The sequence below is a fragment of the Tenacibaculum maritimum NCIMB 2154 genome (assembly GCF_900119795.1).
In the GTDB taxonomy this organism is placed as follows: domain Bacteria; phylum Bacteroidota; class Bacteroidia; order Flavobacteriales; family Flavobacteriaceae; genus Polaribacter; species Polaribacter maritimus.
This window is the reverse complement of record NZ_LT634361.1, coordinates 996,063-1,010,333: the sequence shown is the minus strand read 5'-3', so window position 1 is coordinate 1,010,333 and position 14,271 is coordinate 996,063. Positions and strand designations below refer to the sequence as shown.

Annotated in this window: 14 protein-coding genes and 5 tRNA genes; all 19 read right to left on the bottom strand. The window is 34.0% G+C overall.

What is annotated here, in order from left to right:
- Positions 1-44: 44 nt before the first annotated feature.
- The 19 genes from rpoB to MARIT_RS04670 all read right to left on the bottom strand — a co-directional run bounded on the left by rpoB (position 45) and on the right by MARIT_RS04670 (position 14,260).
- Positions 45-3,857: a DNA-directed RNA polymerase subunit beta gene (gene rpoB, locus MARIT_RS04760; protein WP_024740711.1), complete on the bottom strand. Its 3,813-nt coding sequence runs from the start codon at positions 3,855-3,857 to the stop codon at positions 45-47.
- Positions 3,858-4,101: 244 nt separating this feature from the next.
- A complete protein-coding gene (gene rplL / locus MARIT_RS04755) occupies positions 4,102-4,479 on the bottom strand; it encodes a 50S ribosomal protein L7/L12 (RefSeq protein WP_024740712.1) in 378 nt (125 codons plus the stop codon).
- 49 nt (positions 4,480-4,528) lie between these two features.
- A complete protein-coding gene (gene rplJ, locus MARIT_RS04750) occupies positions 4,529-5,044 on the bottom strand; it encodes a 50S ribosomal protein L10 (protein WP_024740713.1) in 516 nt (171 codons plus the stop codon).
- A gap of 21 nt (positions 5,045-5,065) precedes the next feature.
- Entirely contained in the window at positions 5,066-5,758 is a 693-nt protein-coding gene (gene rplA / locus MARIT_RS04745) for a 50S ribosomal protein L1 (protein ID WP_100210909.1), read from the bottom strand.
- 20 nt (positions 5,759-5,778) lie between these two features.
- Complete coding sequence (gene rplK / locus MARIT_RS04740; protein ID WP_024740715.1) at positions 5,779-6,216, bottom strand: 50S ribosomal protein L11; 438 nt, start codon at positions 6,214-6,216, stop codon at positions 5,779-5,781.
- Between the two features lie 70 nt (positions 6,217-6,286).
- Positions 6,287-6,835, bottom strand: coding sequence for a transcription termination/antitermination protein NusG (nusG, locus tag MARIT_RS04735; protein ID WP_024740716.1), 549 nt, complete (start codon positions 6,833-6,835; stop codon positions 6,287-6,289).
- A gap of 2 nt (positions 6,836-6,837) precedes the next feature.
- Positions 6,838-7,035 (bottom strand): preprotein translocase subunit SecE, encoded by a 198-nt coding sequence (gene secE, locus MARIT_RS04730; protein ID WP_024740717.1) that lies wholly within the window; start codon positions 7,033-7,035, stop codon positions 6,838-6,840.
- A 14-nt stretch (positions 7,036-7,049) separates the two neighbouring features.
- A tRNA-Trp gene (locus MARIT_RS04725) sits at positions 7,050-7,122 on the bottom strand.
- 59 nt (positions 7,123-7,181) lie between these two features.
- Entirely contained in the window at positions 7,182-8,369 is a 1,188-nt protein-coding gene (gene tuf, locus MARIT_RS04720) for an elongation factor Tu (protein WP_100210908.1), read from the bottom strand.
- Between the two features lie 73 nt (positions 8,370-8,442).
- Positions 8,443-8,515: transfer RNA gene (locus tag MARIT_RS04715), tRNA-Thr, on the bottom strand.
- Between the two features lie 13 nt (positions 8,516-8,528).
- Positions 8,529-8,601, bottom strand: a tRNA-Gly gene (locus tag MARIT_RS04710).
- 39 nt (positions 8,602-8,640) lie between these two features.
- Positions 8,641-8,723 (bottom strand) — tRNA-Tyr (locus MARIT_RS04705).
- Between the two features lie 41 nt (positions 8,724-8,764).
- A tRNA-Thr gene (locus tag MARIT_RS04700) sits at positions 8,765-8,838 on the bottom strand.
- Between the two features lie 100 nt (positions 8,839-8,938).
- The gene (hpf, locus tag MARIT_RS04695) at positions 8,939-9,247 is read right to left on the bottom strand and encodes a ribosome hibernation-promoting factor, HPF/YfiA family (RefSeq protein WP_024740719.1); all 309 of its coding nucleotides are present in this window, start codon (positions 9,245-9,247) and stop codon (positions 8,939-8,941) included.
- Positions 9,248-9,251: 4 nt separating this feature from the next.
- Positions 9,252-10,142: a tyrosine-type recombinase/integrase gene (locus MARIT_RS04690; RefSeq protein ID WP_024740720.1), complete on the bottom strand. Its 891-nt coding sequence runs from the start codon at positions 10,140-10,142 to the stop codon at positions 9,252-9,254.
- A gap of 101 nt (positions 10,143-10,243) precedes the next feature.
- The gene (gene rpsU, locus MARIT_RS04685) at positions 10,244-10,441 is read right to left on the bottom strand and encodes a 30S ribosomal protein S21 (RefSeq protein ID WP_024740721.1); all 198 of its coding nucleotides are present in this window, start codon (positions 10,439-10,441) and stop codon (positions 10,244-10,246) included.
- A gap of 128 nt (positions 10,442-10,569) precedes the next feature.
- Entirely contained in the window at positions 10,570-11,736 is a 1,167-nt protein-coding gene (locus tag MARIT_RS04680; protein ID WP_024740722.1) for an acyl-CoA dehydrogenase family protein, read from the bottom strand.
- A gap of 27 nt (positions 11,737-11,763) precedes the next feature.
- The gene (locus MARIT_RS04675) at positions 11,764-12,669 is read right to left on the bottom strand and encodes a ComEA family DNA-binding protein (RefSeq protein ID WP_100210907.1); all 906 of its coding nucleotides are present in this window, start codon (positions 12,667-12,669) and stop codon (positions 11,764-11,766) included.
- A gap of 13 nt (positions 12,670-12,682) precedes the next feature.
- Positions 12,683-14,260 (bottom strand): alanine/glycine:cation symporter family protein, encoded by a 1,578-nt coding sequence (locus MARIT_RS04670; RefSeq protein ID WP_100210906.1) that lies wholly within the window; start codon positions 14,258-14,260, stop codon positions 12,683-12,685.
- Positions 14,261-14,271: the final 11 nt, after the last annotated feature.

Genomic DNA, 14,271 nt, shown 5'->3' with positions numbered 1-14,271 from the left:
GATTGCCACTGAGTTTTTACACTCAGTGACCTCTCACTGTTTTGTTACTCTTCTAATTTAACGTCTAAACCAAGTCCTTTTAACTCGTGCATTAATACATTAAACGATTCTGGTAAACCTGGTTCTGGCATTGTTTCTCCTTTAACAATACTTTCATATGTTTTAGCTCTTCCTAATACATCATCCGATTTCACCGTTAAGATCTCTCTTAGGATACTCGATGCCCCATATGCCTCAAGAGCCCAAACCTCCATTTCTCCAAAACGCTGACCTCCAAACTGAGCTTTACCTCCTAATGGTTGCTGTGTAATCAATGAGTAAGGACCTATAGAACGAGCATGCATTTTATCTTCAATCATGTGCCCTAACTTAATCATATAGATTATACCAACGGTAGCAGGTTGATCAAAACGTTTTCCTGTTCCTCCATCATATAAATAGGTATGGCCAAATCTTGGAATTCCTGCTTCATCTGTAAAAGCATTAATTTGATCTAGAGATGCCCCATCAAAGATTGGTGTTGCATATTTCTTATCTAATTTTTGACCTGCCCATCCTAAAACAGTTTCGTAAATTTGACCGATATTCATACGTGATGGTACCCCTAATGGGTTTAATACGATATCTACAGGCGTTCCATCTTCTAAGAAAGGCATATCCTCTTGACGTACAATACGTGCTACGATACCTTTATTTCCGTGACGCCCTGCCATTTTATCACCTACTTTTAATTTACGTTTTTTTGCAATGTAAATCTTAGCAAGTTTTAAAATACCAGCTGGTAATTCATCTCCTACAGAAATAGTAAACTTTTCACGACGTAAAACTCCTTGTAAATCATTTACTTTAATCTTATAGTTATGAACTAGTTCAACAACCAATTTATTCAACGTTTTATCAGTAGTCCAAACACCATTTAAATGTGTAAAATCTTCTACAGCATTCAACATCTTTTGAGTATATTTTTTCCCTTTAGGTAAAACTTCTTCTCCTAAGTCATTATATACTCCTTGTGATGTTTTTCCACTAATTAAACCAAACAATTTATCTACTAAACGTTCTTTTAAGCCTTCAAATTTTGATACAAAAGAAGCTTCTAAAGCCGCTACTGCTTCCTTATCACGAGCTCTTTTGTTTTTATCTTTTACTGCTCTTTTAAATAATTTTTTATCTATAACTACCCCTCTTAAAGATGGTGAGGCTTTTAATGATGCATCTTTTACATCACCTGCTTTATCACCAAAGATAGCTCTTAGTAATTTTTCTTCAGGAGTTGGATCTGATTCCCCTTTAGGAGTAATCTTACCTATTAAAATATCTCCTGGTTTTACTTCCGCTCCTATACGGATCATTCCATTTTCATCTAAGTCTTTAGTAGCCTCTTCTGAAACATTAGGAATATCATTTGTTAATTCTTCTGTACCTAACTTAGTATCTCGAACATCTAAAGAATACTCATCAATATGAATAGAAGTGAAAATATCTTCACGAACAACTTTTTCAGAAATTACAATCGCATCCTCAAAGTTATACCCTTTCCAAGGCATAAAGGCTACTTTCATGTTTCTACCTAAAGCTAATTCTCCTTTTTGCGTTGCATAACCTTCACAAAGTACTTGTCCTTCTTCAACCCTATCTCCTTTTCTTACAATAGGTTTTAAGTTGATATTTGTTCCTTGATTCGTTTTTCTAAACTTAATCAGGTTATATGATTTTTCATCTGGATCAAAGCTTATCAAGCGTTCTTCCTCCGTTCTATCGTACTTAATTATAATTTTATTTGCATCTACATAATCTACAACTCCTGCTCCTTCTGCATTGATTAATATACGAGAATCTTTTGCTACTCTACGCTCCAAACCTGTTCCTACAATAGGAGATTCTGGACGTAGTAATGGTACCGCTTGACGCATCATATTTGATCCCATCAAAGCACGGTTTGCATCATCATGCTCTAAGAAAGGAATTAAAGACGCTGATATAGAGGCTATTTGATTTGGCGCAACGTCCATATAATCAATATCATTTGGCGTTACAACTGGAAAATCTCCTTCTTCTCTAGCAATAACTTTATCTGATACGAAATTTCCTTCATCAGTTACTTCTAAATTAGACTGAGCTATTTTCATTCCTTCCTCTTCCTCTGCACTCAAATAAACATGCTCTTGATCTACATCTACATTTCCTTCTATTACCTTTTTATAAGGAGTTTCTATGAACCCTAAATTATTCACTTTAGCAAAAACAGCTAAAGATGAAATCAATCCAATATTTGGTCCCTCTGGTGTTTCAATAGGACATAAACGACCATAGTGAGTATAGTGAACATCACGAACCTCGAATCCAGCTCTTTCCCTCGATAAACCACCAGGTCCTAACGCTGATAAACGACGTTTATGAGTAATCTCAGCTAACGGATTTGTTTGATCCATAAATTGAGATAATTGATTTGTCCCAAAGAATGAATTAATTACAGAAGATAATGTCTTCGCATTAATTAAATCGATAGGAGTAAACACCTCGTTATCACGAACGTTCATTCTTTCACGAATCGTTCTAGCCATACGTGCTAAACCTACCCCAAACTGACCTGCCAACTGCTCTCCTACTGTACGAACACGACGATTAGATAAGTGGTCAATATCATCTACCTCAGCTTTTGAATTGATTAACTCAATCAAATATTTGATAATCGTAATGATATCATTTTTAGTCAATACCTTTTGGTCCATAGGTTCATCTAAACCTAATTTGGTATTCATTCTAAAACGACCTACTTCACCTAGGTTATAACGTTGTTCAGAGAAAAATAACTTATCTATAATTCCTCTTGCTGTTTCCTCATCTGGCGGTTCAGCATTACGTAATTGTCTATATATATGCTCTACAGCCTCTTTTTCAGAGTTTGTAGGATCTTTTTGTAGTGTGTTATGGATGATTGCATAATCTCCCATTTGATTATCTTCTTTGTGCAACAATACCGTTTTTGCACCAGACTCTATGATTTCCTCAATATCATCTTTTTCAATAATCGTATCACGGTCAAAAATAATCTCGTTTCTTTCTATTGATACTACTTCTCCTGTATCCTCATCTACGAAATCTTCATGCCATGTTTTTAAAACTCTCGCTGCTAATCTACGCCCTAAAACTTTCTTTAACCCTGCTTTAGAAACTTTCACTTCTTCTGCTAGATCAAAGATTTCTAAAATATCTTTATCTCTTTCAAAACCGATGGCTCTAAATAATGTTGTAACTGGTAATTTTTTCTTTCTATCAATATAGGCATACATTACCTGATTGATATCTGTTGCAAATTCTATCCAAGAACCTTTAAAAGGTATTACCCTAGCTGAATATAATTTTGTTCCATTTGCATGAAACGATTGCCCAAAAAATACACCTGGTGAACGGTGTAACTGAGATACTACAACTCTTTCTGCTCCGTTTATTACAAAAGTACCAGAATTTGTCATGTAAGGAATAGTTCCTAAATAAACATCTTGAACAATTGTTTCAAAATCTTCATGCTCTGGATCTGTACAATATAGTTTTAAACGAGCTTTTAAAGGTACACTATGCGTCAATCCTCTTTCAATACATTCTTGTATGCTATATCTCGGTGGATCTACAAAGTAATCTAAAAACTCTAAAACAAAGTTGTTACGCGTATCTGTTATTGGAAAGTTATCCATAAAGGTTTTGTATAAACCTTCTTCTCCACGTTCATCAGCCTTAGTTTGTAATTGGAAAAAATCTTGGAAAGATTTTACTTGAATATCCAAAAAGTCTGGGTAGTCAGTTCCTAATTTTGATGATGCGAAGTTAATTCTTTCAGTATTATTTGTCGTTGCCAAAAGAGTGTCTATTTTTAATTAAAAATATTTTTTTCAAACCTAAAAGGTTTCAATAATGCAATTTCGAGTTGCAGTAATTGATTTTAAAAATTAAAATCAATCAACTATAGTCGTGAGATCACAAAATGATTTTGTGATAAAATAAAGAACGAATATATACACAAAATGGTTTAGGACTAAAAACATATGTTTTTAGTTCCTAAACCTTTATTGTTTTTCCCCGTTTTTAAATCGGGAATATAACTTACTTAAGCTCTACTTCAGCTCCAGCCTCCTCTAAAGACTTTTTAAGACCTTCTGCCTCATCTTTAGACACTGCTTCTTTTACTGCTGCTGGCGCGCTATCTACGATACCTTTAGCTTCTTTTAATCCTAATCCAGTTAATTCTTTAACTAGCTTTACTACTGCTAATTTAGAAGAACCTGCTGCTTTTAAGATTACGTCAAATTCAGTTTTCTCGTCAGCTCCTCCATCAGCTCCACCTGCTGCTGGTCCTGCTACTGCTACTGCTGCTGCTGCTGGCTCAATACCATACTCTTCTTTTAAGATAGTAGCTAAATCATTAACTTCTTTTACTGTTAAGTTAACTAATTGTTCTGCGAAATCTTTTAAATCTGCCATTTTAATTGTTTTTGAAATTTTATTTATTTTAGTTTATTAGTGCGCGTAATTATTTTTCAGATAACGTTGTAAGTATTCCTGAAAGTTTATTACCTCCTGATTGTAATGCTGAAACAACATTCTTAGCAGGTGATTGTAATAATGTGATGATATCTCCGATAAGTTCTTCTCTAGACTTGATGTTTACAAGAGTATCTAATTGGTCATCTCCAATGTAAACAGACTCTTCTGCAAACGCTCCTTTTAATAGAGGCTTTTTAGACTTCTTTCTAAATTCTTTAATTAACTTTGCTGGTGCATTTGCTGCTTCAGCAATCATCATTGATGTGTTCCCTTTTAATACAGTTGGTAAATCTCCGAAATCTTTATCAGAGGCTTCCATTGCTTTAGAAAGTAACGTATTTTTTACAACAGCCAATTGTACGTTTGCTTTAAAACAAGCTCTACGTAAGTTAGATGTAGTAGTAGCGTCTAAACCAGATATATCTGCTAAATAGACGGTGTTCGTATCTGCTAACTGCGCTGTTAAATCTTGAATTACTTTTGATTTTTCTTCTCTAGTCATGATAGAATAGTTTTAGCTGCCTTATGATACAGATTTTACATCTACAGCAACACTAGGACTCATTGTACTAGACATAAAAATACTCTTAATATAGGTACCTTTAGCTGCTGTTGGCTTTAATTTAATAATCGTTTGAACTAATTCGTTTGCGTTTTCAGCAAGCATATCAGCATTAAAAGATGCTTTTCCTATAGCAGCATGTACAATACCTGTCTTATCAACTTTAAAGTCAATTTTACCTGCTTTTACATCCTTAACTGCCTTTGCTACATCCATAGTTACCGTACCAGTCTTTGGGTTTGGCATTAATCCTCTTGGTCCTAGAATACGTCCTAAAGGTCCTAATTTACCCATTACACTTGGCATTGTAATGATAACATCAACATCAGTCCAACCTCCTTTAATTTTTTGAAGATATTCATCCAATCCTACATAGTCAGCTCCTGCTTCTTTAGCTTCCGCTTCTTTATCTGGAGTAACTAATGCTAATACCTTTACATCTTTACCTGTTCCGTGTGGTAATGTTACAACACCACGTACCATTTGATTTGCTTTTCTAGGATCAACTCCTAAACGAATAGCTAGATCTACAGATGCATCAAATTTCACATTTGTAATTTCTTTTACTAATGTAGATGCATCTTTCAAGTCATAAACTTTAGATCTATCTAATTTAGCATGAGCTTCTTTTTGCTTCTTTGTTAATTTTGCCATTTTTAAATATCTTTTAAAGTTTATGCTGGAGCATCTCCACTAACTGTTAATCCCATAGAACGAGCTGTACCTGCAATCATCTTCATAGCTGAAGTCAATTCAAAAGCATTTAAATCTGCCATCTTATCTTCTGCTATTGTTTTAATTTGATCCCAAGTAACATCAGCTACTTTTTTTCTGTTTGGTTCTCCTGAACCTTTCTTAATTTTGGCTGCTTCTAACAATTGTACTGCAGCTGGTGGTGTTTTTACAACAAAATCAAAAGATTTGTCTTTATAAACAGTGATAACTACTGGTAATACTTTTCCAGCTTTATCTTGAGTTCTCGCATTAAACTGCTTACAGAACTCCATAATGTTTACACCAGCAGCTCCTAAAGCAGGTCCAACCGGTGGCGATGGGTTCGCTGCACCTCCCTTTACTTGTAATTTAACTACTTTGCTTACTTCTTTTGCCATTTCTTAAAATGTTTATGGTAGATATATTTCTATTTTGGAAGCTAAAAACATATCTTTTTAACTTGTAACATTAAATCTTTTCTACTTGCATATAACTTAACTCTAATGGTGTTTTTCTTCCAAAAATCTTTACCATTACTTCAAGTTTACGTTTTTCTTCGTTTACTTTTTCTACAGTACCATCAAAACCATTAAAAGGTCCATCAACTACTTTTACTGTTTCTCCGACCGTATATGGTATGGCTATGTTCTCATCCTTTATAGATAATTCATCTACCTTACCTAGCATTCTATTTACCTCTGATTTTCTTAGAGGTACAGGATCTCCTCCTTTTGTTTCACCTAAAAAACCAATAACACCTGTTACTGATTTTATTACGTGAGGCACCTCTCCTGCCAAATTAGCTTCTACCATGATATAACCCGGAAAATAGACTCTTTCTTTATTCGTTTTTTTGCCATTACGAATTTGAATCACTTTTTCTTTTGGTACTAACACCTGATTTACATAATCAGACAAACCAAAACGAGCTATATCGGTTTCAATATAAGCTTTTACCTTATTTTCTTGACCACCAACAGCTCGTACAACATACCACTTCATTACTGAATCAGTCATAATTAATTGCTAAACATTTTGAAAAAGTTATCTAATCCTGTTTGAAAAACTTTATCAATAACGAATACAGCTAAAGCAAATAAGATTGTAAAAGCTGCTACAATTACCGTAGATTTTTGAGCTTCTTCTCTAGGAATCCAAGTAACATTGCTACTTAATTCTTCAAAAGAATCTTTAATATATTGTGTAAAGTTATTCATTGTATTGTTATTTGCACGGATTGAGGGACTCGAACCCCCGACACCTGGTTTTGGAGACCAGTGCTCTACCAACTGAGCTAAACCCGTATTTTATAAAAGATGCCTTAGTTTGCCCAAGGCATCTCTTTTAGTTTTAAAGACTATAATTAGTCTAACATTTCAGTTACCTGACCTGCTCCTACTGTTCTACCTCCTTCACGGATAGCAAAACGTAAACCTACGTTTAATGCAATAGGTTGGATTAAGTCAACTGTAATTGTTAAGTTATCTCCTGGCATTACCATTTCAACTCCATCAGGTAAGTTAATAGTACCTGTTACATCAGTTGTACGTACATAGAACTGTGGACGATAATTGTTATGGAATGGAGTATGACGCCCTCCTTCTTCTTTCTTAAGGATATAAACCTCTGCTTTAAATTTAGCATGTGGAGTTACCGAACCTGGCTTACAGATTACCATACCTCTCTTGATATCCTCTTTATTGATACCTCTTAATAAGATACCTGCATTATCTCCAGCTTCTCCTCTATCTAAGATTTGACGGAACATTTCAATACCAGTAATAGTAGAAGTTAATTTCTCAGCTCCCATACCAATAATATCCACTGAATCTCCTGTATTAGCAATACCAGTTTCTATACGACCAGTTGCCACTGTTCCACGACCTGTAATTGAGAATACATCTTCAATAGGCATTAAGAAATCTTTATCAACTTCTCTTAAAGGCTCTTCAATCCAGTTATCAACAGCTTCCATTAATTCTAAAACTGTATCAACCCATTTTTGCTCACCATTTAAAGCTCCTAAAGCAGAACCAGAAACAACAGGACCATTATCTCCATCATAATCATAGAAAGACAATAATTCTCTAACCTCCATATCAACTAACTCTAACAACTCTTCATCATCAACCATATCAACTTTGTTTAAGAAAACAACGATACGTGGAATTCCAACTTGACGACCTAACAGGATGTGTTCACGAGTTTGTGGCATTGGACCATCTGTAGCAGCAACCACTAGAATAGCACCGTCCATTTGAGCAGCACCAGTTACCATGTTCTTTACGTAATCCGCGTGACCTGGACAGTCAACGTGAGCATAGTGACGGTTAGCTGTTTGATACTCAACGTGAGATGTATTAATTGTAATACCTCTTTCTTTCTCCTCTGGAGCGTTATCAATTTGATCAAAGTCTCTCGCCTCAGACAAACCTGCATCAGCTAATACTTTAGTAATTGCAGCTGTTAAAGTAGTTTTACCGTGATCTACGTGTCCGATAGTACCAATGTTTAAGTGTGGTTTCGAACGGTCAAAAGTTCCTTTTGCCATGATTATTAATTTTAATTCTTAGTTAAATATTTAGTGTTATCTTAAAATTCTTTTCCCATTAACCCTAAAATCGAGCCAATGACCGGATTTGAACCGGTGACCTCATCCCTACCAAGGATGCGCTCTACCAACTGAGCTACACCGGCGTGGAATTTTTAGAGCGAGAGACCGGGTTCGAACCGGCGACATTCAGCTTGGAAGGCTGACGCTCTACCAACTGAGCTACTCTCGCATTTTCAAACTTACAAACAAATCTGCAAGTTTAAAAAAGTGGGGAGAGCAGGATTCGAACCTGCGAAGTCGTAAGACAACGGAGTTACAGTCCGTCCCATTTGGCCGCTCTGGAATCTCCCCAATGGTAATTACCAATATTTTAAAGATCTTTTCTTTATCTGAGCCGATGAAGGGACTCGAACCCCCGACCTGCTGATTACAAATCAGCTGCTCTAGCCAGCTGAGCTACATCGGCTTTTATTGTTACAAAAACAATCCGCTATTTCTAACGGATTGCAAATGTATAAAGATTTTTTAGTTCTTAAAACTTTTTGTCATTATTTTTTTTATTTTTTTTACGACACCAAAGAATCTCTTAATTTCTCCTTTGATTTTTTTAATTGTCTTTTCAAGGATTCAACAGCAATACTAATACCTTCTTCAAACGTTTTTGTTTGCTTCTTCACCATCAATTCATTTCCTGGTATGTTAATTTTCACCTCTGTTATCTTATTTTCTTTTTCACTTGTTTTTTGCACTTTTAAAAACACCTCTGCATCTACTATCTTATCGTGGAATTTTTCTAATCCAGTTATCTTAGTTTCTACAAACTTTACTAGCTCCTTATCAGCATTAAAATTAACTGATTGCGTAAATACTTTCATATGGTCACTTTTTTTGATCGCTCCTAGGGTGAGCCATGTTATACACTTTTTTTAATTGACTCAAGTTATTATGCGTATATACTTGAGTAGAGGCTAAACTTGAATGCCCTAGTAATTCTTTAACCGAGTTTAAATCTGCTCCTTGATTTAGCAAATGAGTAGCAAAAGAATGACGTAAAATATGCGGACTCTTTTTGACCTTCGAGGAGACACTACTAAAGTAAGTATTAATTACTCTGTAAACAAGTGTTTCGTATATTTTATTTCCCTTTTCCGTAATCAATAAGTCGTTGATTTTAATAGCTATTTTGCTTTTTAGTTTTCGATATTTTTTTAATGTTTCAAAAACTGAAGGTAAAAGCGGGATTATTCTTTCTTTATTTCTCTTCCCCATCACTTTAATTGTTTTACTATATATATCAACATCGGTTTCTTTCAAATTGACTAACTCTATCCTTCTCATTCCTGTTGAATACAATAACTCTACAATCAATCTATCCCTTGTTCCTACAAAACTTTCTTCTTTTGATATATTATCAATAACTTGATTAACCTCTTCTTTAGTAAAAGGTATTTGTATTTTCTTTTCGGTTTTTAAAGCTTTATGTTTTGCTAATGGGTTTATTTCTATTTCTTCTATTTTTTGCAAAAATTTATAGAATGACTTTAATGCACTTATCTTTCTGTTAATACTTCTATTAGAAATCTTTTGACTTACCATAGCTACAATCCATTTTCTTATTTGCCCATAATGAATTTCTTTTAACTCTTCTTGTTCATATTCTATGATACAAAAATCTCTAAATGCGATTAAATCCTTCCTATAAGCCAACACAGTATGCTTAGAGTAATTCTTTTCGTACGATACATATTCCAAAAAAGCTTCTATCAGCATATTTTTATTTTTTACATTTCTTGTAAATTTAATCAAATAAAGTAAAAAACCCATATTGAGTAATTCAATATGGGTTTTCAATATGATAAAATAGCTTATTACTAACCTATTTCTTCTTGCGTTCTTAGTCTTTGCACATAAGAAGCTTTGATTCTTTGAGCTCTTCTCGCTACAGATGGTTTTGTGTACTGCTTTCTGTTACGTAAGTTCTTCATTGTTTTTGTACGGTCAAATTTACGCTTAAAACGCTTTAACGCTCTATCGATATTTTCACCTTCTTTAACTGGAATGATTAACATTTGTTAGCACCTCCTTTCATTGTAGTCTCTAAGTTTTTATTTTTAGGATTGCAAATATACATAGTAATTATCGATAACACACTATCAATTTCATTTATTTTAAATTACTTATACAACCTCTTAAAATATTAGGTTGCTACCTTATACTCTTTCTTATCAATAACCATTTTAGCTATGATTTCTTTTAAAATTTCTGAAGTTCCTCCTCCTATTGGACCTAATCGGCTATCTCTTAACAAGCGTGCCATAGGATACTCTTCCATATAGCCATACCCTCCTAGTAATTGTAAACAGTCATAAATTACACTGTCTGCCATTTTTGTTGATGTGTATTTGGCCATACTAGCTTCTTTTACAACATAAACCCCATCATTCAATCGCTTTGCTATAGAATAATTAAACTCTTTACACATTTCTACTTCACTTGCCATCTCTGCTATTTTATGGCGTAATACTTGAAATTGGTCTAATGTTTTCCCAAAAGCATTTCGTTCACTCATATATTTAACAGCATATTCAACTGCATATTCAGCTCTTGCGTGACCGTTAATAGCCATAATTAATCGTTCTAATGCGAAATGTTGCATAATATAAGGAAAACCTTTCCCCTCTTCTCCCATTAGATTTTCTTCCGGAATCACAACATTATCAAAAGCAATTTCTGCAGTATCTGAAGCTCTCCATCCTAATTTATCTAATTTTGTTGCCGATATTCCTGAAGTATTTCGATCCACAATAAAAATACTCATCCCTTTATGCTTATCTTCTGGGTTCGTTTTGGCTGCAACTACTAAATAATCTGAATAAACACCATTTGTTATGAATGTTTTAGACCCATTAATTACATAAGAATTACCTTTTTTAACTGCCGTTGTTCTCATTCCTGCAACATCACTTCCACCAAAAGGTTCACTTATACACAAGCAACCTATCTTATCACCATTGATACTAGCAGTTAAATACTGTCTTTTTATTTTATCACTTCCTTCCTTAGCTACATGAGTCATCGCTAAATAAGCATGCGCCCACATCGCCGCCGCAAATCCACTTGAGTTTATTTTTTGTAGCTCTTCTAAAAATATAACGGTATAAAAAAGATCTAGATTTAACCCTCCATACTCTTCTGGAGCGTTTAAACCAAAATATCCCATTTCTCCAAATTTCTTCCAAATAAAACGCTCTATCGTACCCGTTTTCTCCCACTTTTCTATATATGGAACTACCTCTTTATCTAAAAAATCTTTAAAGCTTTGTCTGAATACTTCATGTTCTTCAGTAAAATACATACTATTCATTGGCTTGTGTAATGTTTTGTTGTTCGTTTAATTTGCTTCCAAATATAGGATTATTCTATCGTATTTTTCTATAGGAAATCCTTCTATATTCTTTAATTCTGAAATTTTCTCTAATTCTGCCACTTCTTCTCTATAAGCAAATATCCTTTTACATAGTTCATAATTCACATAAGGATTTTTTAATACTTCTTTAAAAGTAGCTGTATTTACATTCACTTTCTTTATAGAAGGTACTGTTACTATTTTAAAAACCTCAAGAATTTTATCTGCTATCTCTTTTTTCAATCCCCAAACTTCGTAAAGCTGTGAAGCATAAGTAAACCCTTTCAAACGTTTACGGTATTTTATAATTCTTTCTGCTATTTTACTCTCCACCCCTCTTACAGTTTCTAAATCCATTGCAACAACATCATTCAAACCTTTTACTACTACTGAATTTTCTAAATGATTTTTTATTCTTTTTCCTCTTAATGCAGTACTTTTACTTCTTATCAAAGCCCTTCTTTTTTTTCTTAACACCCAATCCGGAAACTTAAACAATGGCGCCAATTCTCTCAGTAAACTATCGGATATCTTTGTTACTTTTTGAAATTCTTTTGCTGAATTTACAAATTGATTTTCTTTTCTAAATTTTAACCACCTATCCACTTCCTCAGTCTTCATCCCCAATTTATACGCTTTAAAATCAGTTATATAATTAGGATTAAACGAATATTTCTTAGGCTTTCTTTTTTCTTTTTCAATCTCTCTTAAGCTATCTATTTCTCTTTGAAAAGCTATTAAATCTCTCGTATCGATTTCTTCTAATTTCCCCGAAGAGAAATCAATTGAAAAGTATAAAACTTCTAGTACAACGATAATCAATATTAAAAAGAAAACCCCATTTCTTTGGCGTTTATTATAATGCCAGAAATGGGATTTTAGTGTTTTCATTTTTTATTCTTTTTTATGACTTCAAAACTCCTATTGCTTTTAAGTAAACAGATAATTCCTCTCGAACTTTAGGAAATAAGAAAAATAACCCTATCACATTAGGAACTGCCATTGCAAAAATCATTGCATCTGAGAAATCCGTAACTGCCCCTAGACTCGCTGCTGATCCTACTATTATAAACAAACAGAATAAAATCTTATACGCATAATCTGATGCTTTTGATCTTCCAAATAAATACATCCATCCTTGCAAACCATAATATGACCAAGATAACATAGTTGAAAAAGCAAACAATACCACTGCTATTGTTAATACATACGGAAACCATGGCAATACAGATGCAAAAGCTTTTGAAGTTGCTAAAACACCGTTTGGAGATTTTACTCCATAGGTCATAATATCTCCATTTCCATTAGTTATAATAATTACCAAAGCAGTCATAGTACAAACAACTACCGTATCTATAAAAGGTTCTAGCAATGCTACCAAACCTTCTGACGCTGGGTATTTAGTTTTTACTGCTGAATGGGCTATTGCAGCCGATCCGACACCTGCTTCATTTGAAAATGCTGCTCTTTGGAATCCGATAATTAAAACACCTAACAATCCTCCTGTTATTCCTTTTGCATTAAAAGCTCCATCTATAATTTGACCAAAAGCATTTCCTATTTGAGAAAAATTAACTGTTAAAATAATAATTGCTGCAAGAAAATAAATACCTACCATAAATGGTACTATCTTTTCAGTAATGTTTCCTATTCTCTTTATCCCCCCAATAATTACAACACCTACTAAAACAGACATTACAATTCCAAAAATAAGAGCTGTAGATAAGTCATTTGAACCAATCATACTTCCAAATTGTTGCGCTGCTTGATTTGCTTGAAACATATTTCCTCCTCCAAACGATCCTCCAATTACCATAATTGCAAAAAGAGCAGCTAACACCTTCCCTAAACCACTTTTACCAACATCTGCCAATCCTTTTCTCAAATAATACATTGGTCCTCCATAGATCGTTCCATCTTCACCTACATCTCTATATTTTACTCCTAAAGTACACTCAACAAACTTAGACGACATTCCTAATAACCCTGCTATAATCATCCAAAATGTTGCTCCTGGCCCACCTAAAGACAATGCCACTGCAACTCCTGCTATATTTCCTAATCCTACTGTACCTGACAACGCTGCTGTTAACGCTTGAAAATGAGAAACTTCTCCTTCTCCTTCAATTCTAATAGTTTCTATAGCATCTCCTCCAGGTGTTGGATCTCCTGCTACAACCCCTGAAGTTACATGATCTACATCATCATACTTACCTCTTACTATATTTATCGAAACAGGAAACAATCTTATATTCACAAATTTGAATATAAATGTAAAGATCAGCCCTGCTAAAAGTAACATAATAATTACTAAAGGCATTTTAACGCCTCCTCCTAACTCTACTGGATAAAATACAAAGCCTCCCCAAGCATCTGCTATTGGCTTAAAGCCCTCGTTTATTCTTTCCGCCAAACTTTTTTCTTGTGCAAATGTTAACATCGGTACTATTGCAAATAGTAACGTTAGAAGTCTTTTCTTCATAATATATATGT